This is a genomic window from Rhizobium sp. RHZ02, assembly GCF_014851575.1.
GTDB classification, from domain to species: Bacteria; Pseudomonadota; Alphaproteobacteria; order Rhizobiales; family Rhizobiaceae; genus Rhizobium; species Rhizobium altiplani.
The window spans coordinates 24,602-43,167 of record NZ_JACUZX010000030.1 but is presented as its reverse complement, the minus strand read 5'-3'; the positions used below and the strand labels follow the sequence as shown (position 1 = coordinate 43,167).

General features: G+C 60.6%; 18 protein-coding genes. 16 read left to right on the top strand and 2 right to left on the bottom strand.

Translation table 11 applies throughout. The features are described 5' to 3' along the window. Positions 1 to 12: 12 nt before the first annotated feature. The 9 genes from IB244_RS27510 (at position 13) to IB244_RS27470 (ending at position 7,942) form a co-directional block, all read left to right on the top strand. Positions 13 to 1,395 (top strand): pyruvate dehydrogenase complex E1 component subunit beta, encoded by a 1,383-nt coding sequence (locus IB244_RS27510; protein ID WP_192241959.1) that lies wholly within the window; start codon positions 13 to 15, stop codon positions 1,393 to 1,395. 18 nt (positions 1,396 to 1,413) lie between these two features. Continuing rightward, positions 1,414 to 2,754 carry a pyruvate dehydrogenase complex dihydrolipoamide acetyltransferase gene (locus tag IB244_RS27505; RefSeq protein ID WP_192306296.1) on the top strand — a complete coding sequence of 447 codons (1,341 nt, stop codon included), beginning with the start codon at positions 1,414 to 1,416 and terminating at the stop codon, positions 2,752 to 2,754. A gap of 19 nt (positions 2,755 to 2,773) precedes the next feature. Next, positions 2,774 to 3,415, top strand: coding sequence for an SGNH/GDSL hydrolase family protein (locus IB244_RS27500; RefSeq protein ID WP_018858804.1), 642 nt, complete (start codon positions 2,774 to 2,776; stop codon positions 3,413 to 3,415). A 2-nt stretch (positions 3,416 to 3,417) separates the two neighbouring features. Beyond that, complete coding sequence (locus IB244_RS27495) at positions 3,418 to 3,999, top strand: GNAT family N-acetyltransferase (protein ID WP_018858803.1); 582 nt, start codon at positions 3,418 to 3,420, stop codon at positions 3,997 to 3,999. 15 nt (positions 4,000 to 4,014) lie between these two features. Continuing rightward, entirely contained in the window at positions 4,015 to 5,460 is a 1,446-nt protein-coding gene (gene lpdA / locus IB244_RS27490) for a dihydrolipoyl dehydrogenase (RefSeq protein ID WP_192306294.1), read from the top strand. Between the two features lie 121 nt (positions 5,461 to 5,581). Continuing rightward, positions 5,582 to 5,830, top strand: coding sequence for a GlsB/YeaQ/YmgE family stress response membrane protein (locus tag IB244_RS27485; protein ID WP_018858801.1), 249 nt, complete (start codon positions 5,582 to 5,584; stop codon positions 5,828 to 5,830). Positions 5,831 to 5,872: 42 nt separating this feature from the next. Further along, positions 5,873 to 6,844 (top strand): lipoyl synthase, encoded by a 972-nt coding sequence (gene lipA, locus IB244_RS27480; protein ID WP_192241956.1) that lies wholly within the window; start codon positions 5,873 to 5,875, stop codon positions 6,842 to 6,844. A 72-nt stretch (positions 6,845 to 6,916) separates the two neighbouring features. Beyond that, on the top strand, positions 6,917 to 7,489 hold the full coding sequence (locus IB244_RS27475; protein ID WP_026371999.1) for an ATPase AAA: 573 nt from the start codon (positions 6,917 to 6,919) through the stop codon (positions 7,487 to 7,489). A gap of 9 nt (positions 7,490 to 7,498) precedes the next feature. Further along, positions 7,499 to 7,942 carry a type II toxin-antitoxin system RatA family toxin gene (locus tag IB244_RS27470; protein ID WP_007790436.1) on the top strand — a complete coding sequence of 148 codons (444 nt, stop codon included), beginning with the start codon at positions 7,499 to 7,501 and terminating at the stop codon, positions 7,940 to 7,942. Here IB244_RS27470 and IB244_RS27465 read toward each other — a convergent pair. Both IB244_RS27465 and IB244_RS27460 read right to left on the bottom strand, forming a co-directional pair. Then, the gene (locus tag IB244_RS27465) at positions 7,933 to 8,433 is read right to left on the bottom strand and encodes a CinA family protein (RefSeq protein WP_169683865.1); all 501 of its coding nucleotides are present in this window, start codon (positions 8,431 to 8,433) and stop codon (positions 7,933 to 7,935) included. The two genes, IB244_RS27470 and IB244_RS27465, sit on opposite strands and share 10 nt — an antisense overlap. Before the next feature lies 1 nt (position 8,434). After that, positions 8,435 to 9,646 (bottom strand): bifunctional 2-C-methyl-D-erythritol 4-phosphate cytidylyltransferase/2-C-methyl-D-erythritol 2,4-cyclodiphosphate synthase, encoded by a 1,212-nt coding sequence (locus IB244_RS27460; RefSeq protein ID WP_169683866.1) that lies wholly within the window; start codon positions 9,644 to 9,646, stop codon positions 8,435 to 8,437. A gap of 236 nt (positions 9,647 to 9,882) precedes the next feature. Here IB244_RS27460 and dusB point away from each other — a divergent pair, with 236 nt between their 5' ends. The 7 genes from dusB to hfq all read left to right on the top strand — a co-directional run bounded on the left by dusB (position 9,883) and on the right by hfq (position 18,503). After that, positions 9,883 to 10,809 (top strand): tRNA dihydrouridine synthase DusB, encoded by a 927-nt coding sequence (gene dusB / locus IB244_RS27455; RefSeq protein WP_018858796.1) that lies wholly within the window; start codon positions 9,883 to 9,885, stop codon positions 10,807 to 10,809. Continuing rightward, positions 10,806 to 11,960, top strand: coding sequence for a two-component system sensor histidine kinase NtrB (locus tag IB244_RS27450; RefSeq protein WP_169683867.1), 1,155 nt, complete (start codon positions 10,806 to 10,808; stop codon positions 11,958 to 11,960). The genes dusB and IB244_RS27450 overlap by 4 nt, the downstream gene beginning before the upstream one ends. Further along, the gene (gene ntrC, locus IB244_RS27445) at positions 11,957 to 13,408 is read left to right on the top strand and encodes a nitrogen regulation protein NR(I) (protein ID WP_018858794.1); all 1,452 of its coding nucleotides are present in this window, start codon (positions 11,957 to 11,959) and stop codon (positions 13,406 to 13,408) included. Before IB244_RS27450 ends, ntrC begins: the two co-directional genes overlap by 4 nt. Before the next feature lie 190 nt (positions 13,409 to 13,598). After that, positions 13,599 to 15,869: a sensor histidine kinase NtrY-like gene (locus tag IB244_RS27440; RefSeq protein WP_018858793.1), complete on the top strand. Its 2,271-nt coding sequence runs from the start codon at positions 13,599 to 13,601 to the stop codon at positions 15,867 to 15,869. Then, on the top strand, positions 15,859 to 17,223 hold the full coding sequence (locus IB244_RS27435) for a sigma-54-dependent transcriptional regulator (RefSeq protein WP_062375417.1): 1,365 nt from the start codon (positions 15,859 to 15,861) through the stop codon (positions 17,221 to 17,223). The genes IB244_RS27440 and IB244_RS27435 overlap by 11 nt, the downstream gene beginning before the upstream one ends. 63 nt (positions 17,224 to 17,286) lie before the next feature. Beyond that, positions 17,287 to 18,150: a D-amino-acid transaminase gene (locus IB244_RS27430; RefSeq protein ID WP_025659011.1), complete on the top strand. Its 864-nt coding sequence runs from the start codon at positions 17,287 to 17,289 to the stop codon at positions 18,148 to 18,150. Positions 18,151 to 18,260: 110 nt separating this feature from the next. Then, a complete protein-coding gene (hfq, locus tag IB244_RS27425) occupies positions 18,261 to 18,503 on the top strand; it encodes an RNA chaperone Hfq (protein ID WP_192306292.1) in 243 nt (80 codons plus the stop codon). The last annotated feature ends 63 nt before the right edge of the window (positions 18,504 to 18,566 follow it).

Here is an 18,566-nt window from a genome sequence, read left to right as displayed (position 1 = left end):
GAGGGACGACCCATGCCAATCGATATTCTCATGCCCGCCCTCTCTCCGACGATGGAAGAAGGCACGCTTTCCAAATGGCTCAAGCAGGAAGGCGACACCGTCAAGTCTGGTGACGTGATCGCCGAAATCGAAACCGACAAGGCAACGATGGAAGTCGAAGCCGTCGATGAAGGCGTCATCGGCAAGCTCCTGGTTCCGGCCGGCACAGAAAATGTGAAGGTCAATGCCAAGATCGCGGTCCTGCTTCAGGACGGTGAATCGGCGTCCGACATCTCTGCCGCACCTGCCGCGCAGCCCGCACCTGCCGCTGCCGCTCCGCAGGCGGAAGAAAAGCCTGCTGCCGCTGCTGCTCCGGTTCCGGCGGAGCCGAAGGCTGCCGTGCCGAACGATCGGGAAATTCCGGCAGGTACGGAAATGGTCTCCATGACTGTTCGCGAAGCGCTTCGCGATGCCATGGCCGAAGAAATGCGCGCCGACGACAGCGTCTTCGTCATGGGCGAAGAAGTTGCCGAATACCAGGGCGCCTACAAGGTCACCCAGGGTCTTCTGCAGGAATTCGGCGCCCGCCGCGTCATCGACACCCCGATCACCGAGCACGGCTTTGCCGGCGTCGGCGTCGGTGCTGCCATGTCCGGTCTGAAGCCGATCGTCGAGTTCATGACCTTCAACTTCGCCATGCAGGCGATCGACCAGATCATCAACTCCGCCGCTAAGACGCTCTACATGTCCGGTGGCCAGATGGGTGCTCCGATCGTCTTCCGCGGCCCGAACGGTGCAGCTGCCCGCGTCGGTGCCCAGCACAGCCAGGACTACTCGGCATGGTACAGCCAGATCCCGGGCCTCAAGGTCGTCATGCCCTACACGGCATCCGACGCAAAGGGTCTGCTCAAGGCTGCCATCCGCGATCCGAACCCTGTTGTCTTCCTCGAGAACGAAATCCTCTACGGTCAGCATTTCGATGTGCCGAAGCTCGATAATTTCGTTCTCCCGATCGGCAAGGCTCGCATCCATCGTCCGGGCAGGGACGTCACGATCGTCTCCTTCGGCATCGGCATGACCTATGCCACCAAGGCCGTCGCCGAACTCGAAAAGATCGGCATCGATGCCGAGCTGATCGATCTGCGCACGCTGCGCCCGATGGACCTTCCGACCGTGATTGAATCGGTCAAGAAGACCGGCCGTCTGGTCACCGTCGAGGAAGGCTATCCGCAGAACTCGGTCGGCACCGAAATCGCTACCCGCGTCATGCAGCAGGCCTTTGACTACCTCGATGCGCCGGTTCTCACGATCGCCGGCAAGGACGTTCCGATGCCCTACGCCGCCAATCTCGAGAAGCTCGCACTGCCGAGCGTCGCCGAGGTCGTCGATGCCGTAAAGGCCGTTTGCTACAAGTAACAAGGGGAGGGTATTTCGATGCCTATCAACATCACGATGCCTGCCCTCTCTCCGACGATGGAAGAAGGCAATCTGGCCAAGTGGCTCGTCAAGGAAGGCGACACGGTCAAGTCGGGCGACATCATTGCGGAAATCGAAACCGACAAGGCAACGATGGAAGTCGAAGCCGTCGATGAGGGCACGGTTGCCAAGATCGTCGTTCCTGCCGGCACGGAAGGCGTCAAGGTCAATGCCTTGATCGCCGTGCTTGCTGCCGATGGCGAAGATGTATCCGCTGCTGCAAGCGGTGCAGGCTCTGCCGCACCGGCGCCGAAGGCTGCTGAAGCCCCGAAGACGGAAGCAGCGCCGGCAGCACCGGCTCCGGCTGCTGCCGCACCGGTTCCGGCAGCGGCACCTGCAGCCGCTCCCGCGGGCGGAAATCGCACCTTCTCCTCGCCGCTTGCGCGTCGACTGGCCAAGGAATCCGGTATCGATCTCTCGGCCGTATCAGGCTCCGGCCCTCACGGCCGCGTTGTCAAGAGCGATGTCGAGGCGGCCGTGTCAGGTCGTGGTGCAAAGGCTGCTCCGGCTGCTGCTGCTCCGCAGGCTGCCGCACCGGCTCCTGCTGCAGCCCCGAAGGGCGCATCGGACGAGAGCGTTCTCAAGCTGTTCGAACCGGGCTCTTACGAGCTCGTGCCGCATGATGGCATGCGCAAGGTCATCGCCAAGCGCCTCGTCGAGTCCAAGCAGACTGTGCCCCACTTCTACGTCACCGTGGATTGCGAGCTCGATGCACTGATGTCTCTGCGTGCCCAGCTGAACGATGCCGCTCCCCGCAAGGATGGTGCGCCGTCCTACAAGTTGTCGGTCAACGATATGGTCATCAAGGCTATGGCGCTGGCTCTGCGCGATGTTCCGGATGCGAACGTCTCCTGGACCGAAGCCAACATGGTCAAGCACAAGCACGCCGATGTCGGCGTTGCCGTCTCGATCCCTGGCGGCCTGATCACCCCGATCATCCGCAAGGCCGAGGAGAAGACCCTGTCGGCCATCTCCAACGAGATGCGTGATCTCGGCAAGCGCGCCAAGGATCGCAAGCTGAAGCCCGAAGAATACCAAGGCGGAACCAGCTCGGTCTCCAACATGGGCATGATGGGCGTCAAGCAGTTCGCAGCCGTCATCAACCCGCCGCATGCGACGATCCTCGCAGTCGGCGCAGGCGAGCAGCGCCCCGTCGTCAAGAACGGCCAGCTGGCTGTCGCAACCGTGATGACGGTCACGCTGTCGACCGACCATCGCTGCGTCGACGGCGCGCTTGGTGCGGAGCTGCTGCAGGCGTTCAAGGGCTACATCGAAAATCCGATGGGTATGCTCGTCTGAGACCGGAGCGGAGGCGGAAATGACGAAGACCGTTCTTTGCTATGGTGACTCGCTGACTTGGGGCTATGACGCCGACACGATCGGACGTCATGCCTACAAGGATCGTTGGCCAAGTGCGCTTCAGGCGGCACTCGGCAACGAAGTGCGGATCATCGCCGAAGGATTGAATGGGCGAACCACCGCCTTCGACGACCATCTCGCCGACTGCGACCGGAACGGCGCACGCATCCTTCCGACGATTCTGCAGAGCCATGCGCCGCTTGATCTCGTCATTTTGCTGCTTGGCACCAACGACATGAAGCCTGTCGTGGCGGGTTCGGCCTTTGCCGCCTGCCAGGGCATTGCCCGGCTGGTGCGTCTGATCCGCAATCATGCCTGGCCCTTCGAATTCGATGGGCCGGACATTCTGATCGTCGCGCCGCCGAAGGTGCGTGAGACGGCAAACGTGCCATTTGCGGCGTCGTTCGTCGGCGCCATCGAGGAGTCGGCGAAGCTTCCGACCCTTTATCGTGATCTCGCGGACGAACTCGGCTGCGGCTTCTTTGACGGCAATTCGGTGGCGAAGACGACACCGGTCGATGGCATTCACCTCGATGCGGACAATACCCGCGCTCTTGGGCGCGGCATGGAGTCGACTGTGCGGATGATGCTGGGGCTTTGAGCATGGGATCCTTCGCTTCGCTTCGTCCCGCGACGCGGGAGGATGCGACGGAGCTGGCTTTACTCACGGACATCGCTTCCCATGGTTTCGCCTCCTGGCTCTGGCTGGTGGAGCTTGGAAACGGTGGCGGCGATACGCCGATGGAGCGTGGACGGCAGAAGCTGCGTGGCGACCAGGGGCAAGGCAACTGGAGCGACGCCGTGATTGCCGAAGCCCATGGCGAGATCGCGGGAGCCGCGATCGGCTACGGTCTTGGCGAAGGCATACGGAATATTGAGGCGGATCGCCCGGCGCTGAAGCCGGTCATCGATCTGCAGAAAATGGTGGTGGGAAGCTGGTTTGTCGGAACGCTCGGTGTCTACAGCCATCTGCGTGGCATCGGGATCGGTCGAAGGCTTCTCATGGATCAGATTGAGCGTGCGGAAAATGCGCCGGTCAGCCTGATTACCGCAGGTTACAACGAGGCGGCTCTGTCGCTTTACAAGAAGAATGGATTTTCGGAGGCGGCGCGAACGAATGCCGTGGCCTTCTTCGAAAACGGCAGGAAACACGAGTGGGTGCTTCTCACCCGCGACGCCCGATAGCAAAGGCAGGGAAACATGGCTGAGAACTACGACGTCATCATCATCGGCTCCGGACCCGGGGGCTATGTCGCCGCTGTGCGCGCCACCCAGCTCGGTCTCAAGACCGCGGTCGTCGAACGCGAGCATCTGGGCGGCATTTGCCTGAACTGGGGCTGCATTCCAACCAAGGCTCTGCTCCGCTCGGCCGAAATTCTCGACCATTCCAACCACCTGAAGGACTACGGTCTCGTGCTGGAAGGCAAGGTCAGCGCCGACGTGAAGGCGGTCGTTGCCCGCTCGCGCGCCGTCTCCGCACGCCTCAACGGAGGCGTCGGCTTCCTGATGAAGAAGAACAAGGTCGACGTGATCTGGGGCGAGGCCAAGATCACCAAGCCGGGTGAGATCGTCGTCGGCAAGTCGTCGAAGCCGGTCGTCGAGCCACAGCATCCCGTGCCGAAGGGCGTCAAGGGCGAGGGCACTTACACCGCCAAGCACATCATCGTTGCAACAGGTGCGCGTCCCCGCGCCCTGCCGGGCATCGAGCCGGACGGTAAGCTGATCTGGACCTATTTCGAAGCGCTGAAGCCGGATGTACTGCCGAAGTCGTTGATCGTCATGGGCTCGGGCGCGATCGGCATCGAATTCGCAAGCTTCTATCTGTCGATGGGCGTGGACGTGACGGTGGTCGAAGTCTTGCCTACCATCATGCCGGTCGAGGATGCGGAAGTTACTGCGATCGCCCGCAAGCAGATGGAAAAGCGCGGCATGAAGATCTTCACGAGCGCAAAGGTCGCGAAGGTCGAAAAATCCGCCAACAGCATCACCGCGCATGTCGAGACGTCGGATGGCAAGATACAGCAGATCACGGCGGATCGCATGATTTCGGCTGTCGGCGTGCAGGGCAACATCGAAAACCTCGGCCTTGAGGCTGTCGGCGTCAAGACGGATCGCGGCTGCGTCGTCATCGACGGTTACGGCAAGACCAACGTTCCTGGCATTTACGCGATCGGTGACGTCGCCGGCCCGCCGATGCTCGCTCACAAGGCGGAGCACGAAGGCGTCGTCTGCGTCGAGAAGATCGCCGGCCTGCCGAACGTTCATGCGACCGACAAGGGCAAGGTCCCGGGCTGCACCTACTGCAACCCGCAGGTTGCCTCCGTCGGTCTCACGGAAGCCAAGACCAAGGAATTGGGCCGCGACATCCGTGTCGGTCGCTTCTCCTTTGCCGCCAACGGCAAGGCGATCGCGCTTGGCGAAGATCAGGGTCTCTGCAAGGTCATCTTCGACAGGAAGACCGGCGAGCTGCTCGGCGCCCACATGGTTGGCGCGGAGGTCACCGAGCTCATCCAGGGCTTTGTCGTCGCAATGAACCTAGAGACCACGGAAGAGGAACTGATGCACACGATCTTCCCGCATCCGACGGTTTCCGAAACGATGAAGGAAGCGGTTCTGGATGCTTATGGTCGTGTCCTGAACGCTTGATCGTTTCTTCCCTATTGTCGAAGGTGGAAAAAGCAAAAGTCGATCATCATGTTTATGGTGTGTCGGCGCCATCATCGTGGTTCTGATCGCAAGGGCGATATCGTAAAGAGGCGAGGGCAGGATGGAAGGCGTAGGCTGGATCGCAGCGATCATCATCGGCGGCTTTGCGGGTTGGCTCGCGGGCAAGCTGATGGAGGTTCGCTACGGAGTATTGCTCAATATCGTGCTCGGCATCGTCGGCTCGGTGGTCGCAACCGCGATTCTGGCGCAATTTCATATAGAGGTGGCCGGCGGCAGGCTCGGTTACTTCGTCACGGGTTTTCTTGGTGCCTGCTTGCTGATATTCGTCGCGCGGCTCGTCCGCCGATAGATAGGGCTTTTGCCGCATGGAGCGGCGGAGATTTGAACTGCCATGGTAACCATTCTCGATACGATCAATCCTGATTCCAAGCGTGTGCGGCATCCCGAAAAGGCCCATCGGCCTGACCAGGAGGTCCTGCGCAAGCCGGATTGGATCCGCGTCAAGGCGCCAACCTCCAAGGGATACGCAGAGACGCGCTCGATCGTGAAGGAGCACAAGCTCGTCACCGTCTGCGAAGAGGCTGGTTGCCCCAATATCGGCGAGTGCTGGGACAAGAAGCACGCGACCTTCATGATCATGGGCGAGATCTGTACCCGCGCTTGCGCCTTCTGCAACGTTGCGACCGGCAAGCCGAATGCGCTTGACATGGCCGAGCCGGAGAATGTCGCCAAGGCGGTGAAGGAGATGGGGCTCTCCCACGTCGTCATCACTTCGGTCGACCGCGATGATCTCGAAGACGGCGGCGCCGAGCATTTCGAGAAGGTGATCTGGGCGATCCGTGTTGCCTCGCCGACGACGACCATCGAAATCCTGACGCCCGACTTCCTGAAGAAGCCCGGTGCCCTGGAGCGCGTCGTTGCCGCAAAGCCCGACGTCTTCAATCACAACATGGAAACGGTTGCCGGCAACTACCTGACGGTTCGTCCGGGAGCTCGTTACTTCCACTCCATCCGCCTGCTGCAGCGCGTGAAGGAACTGGACCCCACCATGTTCACCAAATCGGGCATCATGGTCGGTCTCGGCGAGGAACGAAACGAAGTGCTGCAGCTGATGGACGACTTGCGGACCGCAGAGGTCGACTTCCTGACCATCGGCCAGTACCTGCAGCCAACCCGCAAGCACCACGCGGTGATGAGCTTTGTTACGCCTGACGAATTCAAGTCCTACGAGACGGTCGCCTATACCAAGGGCTTCCTGATGGTGGCTTCGAGCCCGCTGACGCGTTCGTCGCACCATGCCGGCGACGACTTCGCACGCCTGAAGGCCGCACGCGAGAAAAAGCTGCTGATCGCAGCAGAATAATCAACGATCGCTTGCATTTTTCAAAAGCGGCGGCGATCTTCCCGCGGCTTTTTGTTTGCGGAGGCGACGAGAATGCCGGCTTATATCGACGATATGCGCAAGGTTGCCGCACTGCTGCGCCAGTCCGAGCGCATCATGGTCATCGGCTGCTCCGGCGGCGGCAAGAGCACCTTGTCGCTAAAACTCAGCAGCAAGCTCGATCTTCCTTATTTTTCCATGGATAAAGAGTTCTTCTGGCTGCCGGGCTGGGTCAAGCGCCCGAAAGAGGAAGAGCGCCATCTGATCGGTAACGTCGTCGCCGGCGAACGGTGGCTCATGGACGGAACCGGCCCATCCACGTTCGATATTCGTGTCGCCCGCACGGAACTGGTCGTCTGGGTACGTATGCCGCGCTGGCTTTGTCTGTGGGGAATCTGCAAACGCGCGTTCCTCCATCTCGGAAGGACTCGGCCAGACATGGCGCCCGGATGCCTGGAGCGAGTGCCGGATCGGGAGTTTCTCACTTACATCTGGACGTTCGAGAAGCGGTTCGCGCCCCTGGTGATTGCTGCGCTCGACAAGCATGGCCCGAATGTTCCGGTTTTTCAGCTGAAAAGCCGGCGGGAGGTGAACCACCTTCTTGATCTTCTCGGCGCTCCTACTTAACTGCCGATCATGCCTCAGTTCGAAACGCATCACTCCGTCCCGCATTCCGCCGATCAGATGTTCGATCTCGTCGCCGACGTCGAGCATTATCCTCAGTTTCTTCCGCTCTGCGAGGCGCTGAGCATTCGCAGCCGCAAGGAGCGTGACGGCAAGGTTCTGCTGATCGCCGATATGACCGTCGGTTACAAGGCGATCCGCGAAACCTTCACGACGCAGGTGCTGTTGAACCGGGCCGAGCGCCTCATCGAGGTCAAGTATATTGATGGACCATTCCGCTATCTCGACAACCGCTGGCGTTTCGAGGAGACGGCAACAGGCTCCAACATCCACTTCTTCATCGACTACGAGTTCAAGAGCCGCATCCTGGGGGCGGTCATGGGGTCGATGTTCGATCGCGCCTTCCGCATGTTCTCGGAAGCCTTCGAAACGCGGGCGACGAAGATTTACGGCTGAGCCAATTCCTGGATCATACCAAGCGCGGTCCTGACCGTCGCAAGCCGCACCTCACCGCGACCGATGTCGCCGTAGAGCATCTTCCGATGAATAAGCCCGCCAGAGCGCGACTTGGCCGCGAGGTGGACGAGGCCGACCGGCTTCTCCACCGATCCGCCGCCTGGCCCGGCAACGCCCGTCACAGCGACGGCAATGGCGGCGCGGGAGCGGAAGAGGGCGCCGTGCACCATCTGCCGCGCCGTCTCCTCGGAGACCGCGCCGAAGCGGATCAGCGTTTCCTCCTGCACGCCAAGCATCTCCATTTTGGCGGTATTGGTGTAGGTGACGAAGCCTCTGTCCACGACAGAGGACGATCCTGAGATTTCCGTGAGCGCGCCAGCGACCAGTCCGCCGGTGCAGGATTCCGCGGTCGAAACCATCAGCCCAGCTGCCGTGAAATCGCGAATGATCGCTTCTGCTTGCACGATGATGTCGTTCGGGAAGGTGCTCATCTCATGTGCTCCGATAGACGACGGTTGCCGTGGCGATCGCGGCGATGCCCTCGCGCCGGCCGACAAAGCCGATCTTCTCGTTGGTCGTCGCCTTGACTGAGCAGCGGTCGATCGAGATGCCCAGGAACTCGGACAGATTGGCGCGCATCTCGTCGCGATGCGGCCCGACTTTCGGTGCTTCGGCGATCAGCGACACGTCGGCGTTCATGATGGCGCCGCCACGCTCGCGCACGATCTTTGCCGCATGTTCGATGAAGATGCGCGACGGCGCGCCCTTCCACTGCGGATCAGATGGCGGAAAATGATCGCCGATGTCGCCCGCTCCACAGGTCGCAAGCAGTGCGTCAGTCAACGCGTGGAGCGCTACGTCCGCGTCGGAGTGACCCTTGAGCTTCTGGTCATGCGGTATGAAGACGCCGCAGAGCGTTACGCCGTCGCCCGGCTCGAGCTGATGGACGTCGTAGCCGTTGCCGGTGCGCACATCGGGGAGCGCCTGTACTGAAAGTCTGCTGTCTGCCATTGCGATGTCCCGTTTGACCGTCAGTTTTACATTGTCCGCCAGACCCTCGACGATCCGCACCGGAATACCGGCCCATTCGGCAATGGCGGCGTCGTCGGTGAAATCGGTGAGATTTGCCACAACCGCCTTTTCGTGGGCGGCAAGGATGGGCTCGAAGGCGAAAGACTGCGGCGTTTGCGCTGCGTAGAGATGATCGCGGGAAACGGTGTCGAGGACCGTTCCATCATGATCTGCTCGCTTCAGTGTGTCGGCGACGGGCATGGCGGGGAGAATTGCCGGCACGCCCTCCGAGAGCAGGCCAGCGATGCGATCGAGAAGCGCATGATCGAAGAAGGGCCGCACTGCGTCGTGGATCAGAACATGCGAGATATTCTTGCCGCGCAAATGGCGTAGTCCCGCTAAGACGGATTGTTGGCGCGTAGCGCCGCCGTGAGCCGCATCGATCGGCGTGCCGGACTGGACCTGCCCGGCAGCTTTAGCAAACAGCGCCTCGTCGTCGGGGTGAATGACCACGACGATGTGGCGGGCAAGCTCCCAGCTGGCGAACTTCTCCAGTGTGTGAGTGATAACAGGCCTGCCGCCAATCGCCCGATACTGCTTCGGTCCCTCTTCGGAGGCGCCCGCGCGTTCGCCGCGGCCGGCCGCGACGACGACGATACCTATTGCTGGTTGCTTTTGATGCATTTGCGGCATAAATCCTCAAAGCGCGATTTTTACACCGGTGCTTAGCGGCTTGGCGCATCGAATTCCAGCATTTGCTCGAAAAATGTCAATTCGCGCACTGCCCTCTTGGCAAGCCATTCAAACCTGTCTAAAAATAGTGCACGCATTTCGCGTGCCTGAAAGATAATCAATTGTTGAGCTTCGACCTCGCATCACCTTTGCGGATTGGACCTGTGGAAGTCAGGAACCGTGTTGTGCTGGCGCCTATGTCTGGCGTGACGGACATGCCGTTCCGGCAACTGGCGTGGCGTCATGGCGCAGGGCTTGTGGTCACCGAAATGGTAGCAAGCCGCGAACTGGTCAACAGCACTGCCGAATCATGGGCACGCCTCGAAAGCGCGGGGTTTGAGCCCCACATGGTTCAGCTCGCTGGCCGTGAAGCCCATTGGATGGCGGAGGCCGCGAAGATCGCTGCCGACCATGGCGCCGACATCATCGATATCAACATGGGATGCCCCGCCAAGAAAGTGATTGGCGGTTACTCCGGCTCCGCCTTGATGCGCGATCCCGATCACGCCCTCAGCCTCATCGAGGCGACAGTCAAGGCCGTCAGCGTTCCCGTGACCCTGAAGATGCGGCTCGGTTGGGACGAGAATTCGATCAACGCGCCCGAGATCGCGCGCCGCGCCGAACAGGCTGGCGTTCAGCTTATTACGATCCATGGCCGCACGCGCATGCAGTTTTACGAGGGTCGGGCAGACTGGGATGCGATCCGCGCGGTTCGCGATGCCATTACCGTGCCCTTGGTTGCAAACGGCGATGTCGAAACCGTCGAGGATGCACATGAGATTCTGCGTCGCTCGGGAGCCGATGCCGTCATGATCGGTAGGGGCTGCCAGGGCAGGCCGTGGCACGCCGGCGTATTAGCTGGGCAACCGGCGCCCGAAGTGTGGGAAGTCCCCGACATTGCGACCGAGCACTACAGAATGATGCTCGAATTTTACGGTGAGGCAGTCGCCGTTCGCCATGCAAGGAAGCACCTTGGCTGGTATCTCGACCGTTTTGCGCCTGGTCTTGCAGCGCAGGAAAAGGCCGCGATCATGACGGCGCGGGAGCCCGACGACGTAGCTGCAAGGTTTTATAACGCATTTATGGCTGCGGCATCGAACACGCAGACGCGGGAGGCTGCATGACGAATGACGTGCCATCGTCGATCGACAACGGCGTTAGCGCAGTTGCGATCGCTGTGCTCAACGCGATCCAGAATCCGGTCGTGATGGTCAACGAGGCTGGCCTCGTCGCCTTCGCAAATTGGGAAGCGGAAGCCTTCTTCGGTGCCAGCGCAGCCCACCTCGCGCGGTACAAGATCTCGACCTTTATCCCATTTGGCAGTCCGCTGCTGGCCTTGATCGACCAGGTTCGTGAACGGCGAGCACCGATCAACGAGTATCGCGTCGACTTGAGCTCGCCGCGCCTCGGACAGGACAAGCTTGTCGACTTGTATGTTGCCCCTGTCGTCAGCGATCCAGGCTCCGTCGTGATCGTGTTCCAAGAGCGGTCGATGGCGGACAAGATCGACCGGCAGCTGACGCATCGTGCGGCGGCCCGCTCGGTCACGGGGCTTGCCTCCATGCTGGCGCATGAGATCAAGAATCCGCTTTCCGGTATTCGCGGTGCAGCGCAGCTGCTAGAGCAATCGGTCGTCGACGACGACCGCGCATTGACGCGGCTGATCTGCGACGAAACGGACCGCATCGTCTCGCTCGTGGACCGCATGGAAGTCTTCTCGGACGAACGCCCCGTTGATCGGATGCCGGTCAATATCCACTCCGTTCTCGATCACGTGAAGGCCGTGGCGAAGGCGGGATTTGCGCGGCACCTCCGGATCACCGAGAACTACGACCCGTCGTTGCCGTCGGTCTACGCGAACCGCGATCAGCTTGTTCAGGTGTTCCTCAATCTCGTAAAGAATGCCGCCGAAGCCGTCGGCGATCGCCCGGATGGCGAGATCGTTTTGACGACGGCTTACCGCTCCGGCATTCGTCTGTCGGTCGCCGGCACGCGCGAAAAGATTTCGCTGCCGCTGGAATTTTGTGTTCAGGACAACGGTCCGGGCGTGCCGGCGGACCTTCTGCCGCATCTGTTTGATCCGTTCATTACGACCAAGACGAACGGCAGCGGCCTTGGCCTCGCGCTCGTCGCTAAGATTATTGGGGACCACGGCGGCATTATTGAATGCGACAGCCAGACCAACCGCACGACATTCCGCGTCTTGATGCCGGCCTCCAAGGACGCATCGGTGGACGACGCAACGACCATAACTCCCACAGGACCTACTCGATGACAGCAACGATCCTCGTCGCGGATGATGATGCGGCAATTCGTACCGTGCTTAATCAGGCTCTGAGCCGCGCCGGCTATGACGTGCGAATTACCTCCAACGCCGCCACGCTCTGGCGTTGGGTGTCGGCAGGCGAGGGCGATCTTGTCGTAACCGATGTCGTGATGCCGGATGAAAATGCGTTCGATCTCCTGCCGCGCATCAAGAAGGCCCGCCCGGATCTCCCCGTGCTTGTCATGAGCGCCCAGAACACCTTCATGACGGCGATCAAGGCTTCCGAAAAGGGCGCCTACGATTACCTGCCAAAACCATTCGACTTGACGGAACTGATCGGCATCATCGGCCGTGCGCTGGCCGAGCCGAAGCGCAGGCCAGCCAAGCTTGACGAGGACATGCAGGACGGAATGCCGCTTGTCGGCCGTTCGGCCGCGATGCAGGAAATCTATCGCGTCCTTGCGCGCCTGATGCAGACCGATCTGACGCTGATGATCACCGGCGAGTCCGGTACCGGCAAGGAACTGGTGGCGAGGGCGCTCCATGACTACGGCAAGCGCCGCAACGGGCCGTTTGTCGCGATCAACATGGCGGCGATCCCGCGCGATCTGATCGAATCCGAGCTCTTCGGCCACGAGAAGGGTGCGTTCACCGGCGCCCAGACGCGTTCGACCGGTCGCTTCGAGCAGGCCGAAGGCGGCACGCTTTTCCTCGACGAAATTGGTGATATGCCGATGGATGCCCAGACGCGCCTCCTGCGCGTCCTGCAGCAAGGCGAGTACACCACTGTCGGCGGCCGCACACCGATCCGCACCGACGTTCGGATCGTCGCGGCGACCAACAAGGATCTGAAGCAGGCGATCAATCAGGGACTTTTCCGCGAGGATCTCTACTATCGTCTAAACGTCGTTCCGCTGCGTCTGCCGCCGTTGCGTGATCGTGCGGAGGATATCCCGGATCTTGTGCGCCACTTCGTCCAGCAGGCGGAAAAGGAAGGCCTTGGCTCCAAGCGCTTCGATCAGGAGGCGCTCGATCTGATGAAAGCCTACGCCTGGCCGGGCAACGTGCGCGAGCTCGAGAACCTCATTCGCCGGTTGATGGCACTTTATCCACAGGATGTGATCACCCGCGAAATCATCGAAGCCGAGCTTCGGTCCGATGTGCCGGACAGCCCGATCGACAAGGGGCCGATCCGTAACGGCAACATGACTATCGCCCAGGCTGTCGAAGAAAACATGCGGACATACTTCGCCGGTTTCGGCGACGGCCTGCCGCCACCCGGGCTTTACGATCGTGTATTGACGGAAATGGAGTATCCGCTGATTCTAGCCGCGCTGACGGCGACGCGCGGCAACCAGATCAAGGCGGCTGACCTTTTGGGGTTGAACCGCAATACGCTGCGCAAGAAGATCAGAGAGCTTGGCGTATCGGTGTACAGAAGCTCCCGCACTGCTTGACAATGTGACTGGCGACGTTGCATTTTCGCCACAATGCGTTGCTTAGAAGTCACGCATGGGGTTCGGGTTTTCGGAGCTGTCTAAGAGAGCAGCGGCACTTGCCGTTGCGTTGCGGAGGCAGGCTGGCGGCTTCCGCCCTGGTCCGCGGGAGCGGCGGAGGCGATTGCCTGCTGCCAGGAGAAATAAGCGAATGGAACAGGATGCAATGCCGCCTGCGGCGGAAGGCGAAGCTGTCACGGCCGTGACCGATCGCCGTGCCCTGTTTGCGCTGCCGGGCCTGATCCTTGCCGGTGGTGCGCTTCTCTGTGCCACGCTGACGCTCTTCGTTCTGCTCGGGCTGACCCCGATCGCGCCGACTTACCATGTCGTTGTCACCTCGGTTGTCGTGAACTCGTTTTTCGTGTTGGGTCTGATGGCCCTCATCGCACGCGAGGTCTCCCGCCTGCTCAAGGCGCGGAAACGCGGGCGAGCGGCGGCGCGCCTTCATATCCGCATCGTTGTGCTCTTCTCAATCGTCGCGATCACCCCGGCGATCCTTGTTGCGATTTTCGCCAGTATTACGCTGAATGCCGGCCTCGACCGGTGGTTTGCGCTCCGCACGCAATCGATCGTCAGTTCCTCCCGAAACATCGGGCAGGCCTACATGATGGAGAATGCGAGCTACCTGCAGGGCCAGACTGTCTCGATGGCGAATGACCTCGAGCGCAACAGGGCTCTGTTCAATCTCGATCGCACCGGCTTTTCCGATTTGATGACGCGGCAGGCGCGGGGCCGCGGGCTGCTCGGTGCTTTCCTTGTCCAGTCTGACGGCTCGGTGATCACCCAGGCTGATATCAAGACCGAGAAGCCGTTGCCGGCAATTCCCCAGGATGCGTTGAACAAGGCCGCGGCCGGCCAGCCGACCTTGATTCCGCCGGGCATAACCAACCTGGTGGGCGCCATCATCAAGCTCGATGCGATTGACGGCGCGTTCCTCTACACGGTCCGCGCGGTCGATCCCAAGGTCATGGGCGCAATGCGTCTCATGGAGGAGAACGCCACAGAATACAAATCCATGGAGGCAGGGCGTTTCTCGCTGCAGATCGCCTTCGCGGTTCTCTACATCGGCTTTGCCCTTATCGTTTTGCTGGCCGCCATCTGGACGGCAATTGCCGTGGCTGACCGTATCGTGCGTCCGATCCGTCTGCTGATTACGGCGGCGGACAGCGTGGCCTCCGGCAACATGGATATTGTCGTGCCTGTCCATTCCGTGGACGGCGATGTTGCCAACCTCTCGCGGACCTTCAACAAGATGATCTCGGAAATTCGCACGCAGCGCGACGAGATCCTGGAGGCCAAGGATGAGGTGGACGACCGCCGTCGTTTCATTGAAGCGGTTCTATCCGGTGTGACCGCCGCGGTCATCGGTGTCGAGCACGATCGCAGGGTCACCATCGTCAACAGTTCCGCAGAAGCGCTTATGGCATTGCCGGCGTCGGACATGCTCGGCAAGCAACTCTCCGAGATCGCGCCCGAAGTCGACCAGGTCCTGACGGAAGCCGCCTCCCGCTATCGCGGCGATTTCCGCAAGCAGATTGCCCTCGTGCGAGCTGGCACCGTGCGGACGCTGAGCGTCCAGGTGACGCGCGAGGAAGTACGCGACATGAGCGAATCCTATGTCATCACGCTCGACGACATCACCGACCTCGTTATCGCACAGCGCTCGACGGCATGGGGCGACGTCGCCCGCCGCATCGCTCATGAAATCAAGAATCCGTTGACGCCGATTCAGTTGTCGGCAGAACGCATTCAGCGCCGCTACGGCAAACAGATCAACCAGGATGACCGCAGCGTCTTCGACCAGTGCACCGAGACCATCATCCGGCAAGTGGGTGACATTGGCCGCATGGTGGATGAGTTCTCGTCGTTTGCCCGGATGCCGAAGCCGATCAAGGAGCCGAGCGATCTCCGCAAGATCCTGCATGATGCGGTGTTCCTGCGCGAGATGGGCAACAGCCACGTGAGCTTCCAGCAGGAACTGGGCGACCAGCCGCTGGAAGGGCTGTTCGACAGCCGCATGCTCGGTCAGGCATTCGGCAATCTGATCAAGAATTCCGTGGAGGCGATTGAAGCCGTGCCGAGCGGAGAGCGCGACGAGCGCAAGATCCTCGTTCGTGCCTCGCTCGATCCGGCGCGGGATCGCTTCACCGTCGATGTGATCGACAACGGTCGCGGCCTGCCGGTCGAAAACCGCCACAGCATTCTGGAACCCTATACGACGATGCGCGAGAAGGGCACCGGACTTGGCCTGGCGATCGTAAAGAAGATTATTGAGGAACATGGTGGGCAGCTCGAATTGCATGATGCGCCCGCTGATTTCGACCAGGGAAGAGGGGCCATGATCCGCGTGCATCTGCCACGTCTGGAAACTGCGCCTTCTGCTCCGGCCGCAAGTGACAAGGAAAGTGTTTATGGCCTCTGATATTCTGGTCGTCGACGACGAGCACGACATCCGCGAGATCGTCTCCGGTATCCTGTCTGACGAAGGACATGAGACCCGTACGGCACATGACAGCGACAGTGCGCTGGCTGCGATCTCCGATCGTGCGCCGCGGCTGATCTTCCTCGACATCTGGATGCAGGGCAGCAAGCTCGACGGTCTGTCGCTTCTGGACGAGATCAAGACGCGCCACCCGGACATCCCTGTCGTCATGATCTCGGGTCACGGCAACATCGAGACGGCTGTTTCCGCCATCAAGCGGGGCGCGTTCGACTTCATCGAAAAGCCATTTAAGGCCGATCGACTGATCCTGATCGCGGAGCGCGCGCTAGAGAATTCGAAGCTGAAGCGCGAAGTATCCGAACTCAAGCGCAAGGCTGGCGATCCGGTCGAACTTATCGGTACCTCCGTTGCCGTCTCGCAGCTCCGCCAGACGATCGAGAAGGTATCGCCGACCAACAGCCGCATCATGATCTTTGGTTCGTCAGGTTCCGGCAAGGAGCTTGTGGCCCGTATGATCCACAAGAAGTCGACGCGCGCGAATGGTCCCTTCGTGGCACTGAATGCCGCCAATATCACGCCTGATCGCATGGAGATTGCGCTGTTCGGTACGGAAGGGTCGCCTGGCCAGGCGCGCAAGATCGGCGCACTGGAAGAGGCACACCGTGGCATTCTCTACCTCGACGAAGTCGGCGAAATGCCGCGCGAGACGCAGAACAAGATCCTCCGCGTTCTTGTCGATCAGCAGTTCGAGCGCGTGGGGGGCTCCAAGCGGGTGAAGGTCGATGTGCGCATCATCTCGTCGACGGCCTACAATCTCGAAACCCGCATCGCCGAGGGTTGGTTCCGCGAAGATCTCTATCATCGCCTTGCCGTGGTGCCCGTGCGCGTACCGGCACTCGCCGAACGGCGCGAAGACATTCCGTTCCTGGTCGATCAGCTGATGCGGCAGATTTCCGAACAGGCCGGCATCCGTCCCCGCCGCATTGGCGACGACGCGATGGCCGTGCTACAGGCCCATGATTGGCCGGGCAATATCCGCCAACTGCGCAACAACATCGAGCGGCTGATGATCCTTGCCCGTTCCGACGGTCCGGATGCGCCGATCACTGCCGAGATGCTGCCGACTGACCTTGGCGACATGTTGCCAAAGGTTTCGGCCAAGAACGACTATCACATCATGACGCTGCCGCTTCGCGAGGCACGAGAGATGTTCGAGAAGGACTACCTGATCGCGCAGATCAATCGCTTTGGCGGCAATATCTCGCGCACCGCGGAGTTTGTCGGCATGGAGCGCTCGGCGCTTCACCGCAAGTTGAAGTCGCTCGGCGTCTGAGACACGGGCGGCGCTGCGGCGCCGTCCTAATTCTCTCTGCTATAACTCCCGCACAGGTTCACCATGCCCAGAATAGCCTATGTGAACGGCCGCTATGTCACGCACTCGAATGCAATGGTCCATATCGAGGATAGAGGCTATCAGTTCGCGGATGGCGTCTATGAAGTCTGTGAAATCAGGCATGGCTATATCGTTGATCTTACACGCCATCTGAACAGGCTGGACCGATCGCTTGGTGAGTTGCGTATTGCCTGGCCAATGAGCCGCAACGCGCTGACCCGTGTCATTCGCGAAACGCTGCGGCGCAATCGCGTCCGCAACGGTCTCTTTTACCTGCAAATCACCCGTGGGGTTGCACGGCGCGATCATGTGTTTCCCGCAGAAGGAACGCTGCCCTCGCTGGTCATCACCGCCAAGAGCACCGATCCTTCGATCATCGCGAGGAAGAACGCGACAGGCATCAAGGCGATCACCGTGCCCGACAATCGCTGGGACCGTGTCGATATCAAGTCCGTCGGTCTCTTGCCGAACGCCATGGCGCGCCAGCACGCGAAGGAAGCCGGTGCGCAGGAGGCGATCTTTGTGGACGCCGATGGCATGGTGAAAGAGGGAGCTGCGACCAATGTCTGGATCGTCGATCGCGACGGCACTCTCATTACGCGTCCGGCTGAACACGGCATTCTGCGCGGCATTACCCGCACGACGCTGATCGATGTCGGCGCCAAGCTGGGCCTGAAGATCGAGGAGCGGAAATTCTCGGTCGCGGAGATGCTTGCGGCGCGTGAGGTGTTCATCACGGCGGCCACGAGCATCTGCTTTCCGGTTGTGTCGATCGATGGCCAGCCGATCGCAAATGGCCATCCAGGCAGCGTCTCCCAGAAAATTAGGGAGGCCTTTTTCGACGTTGCGGAAAAGATTGCGATTTGATACCAAGACTTTCTGGGCAGATGGGATGAGGGTTGTCGGCTGCCTGCAGGCGAGGTTGATTAGTATTTCACCGGCGGAATGAAGCCGGCAATAAAGAAAGAAGCGGCGCGATGGCGGAACGTTCTCAGAATCTGCAGGACTTATTTCTCAATACTGTACGCAAACAAAAGATTTCACTGACAATCTTCTTGATCAATGGCGTGAAGCTGACCGGAGTTGTCACCTCGTTCGACAATTTTTGCGTTCTGCTTCGCCGTGACGGCCATTCGCAACTCGTGTATAAACACGCAATCTCGACCATCATGCCCGGCCAGCCGATGCAGATGTTCGAAAGCGAAGAAGCTTCTTCCTAACGGGACCTGCAATTATCTCGACACGCGATACCAAAAACGATTCGATCATCCCGGAAGCAGCCA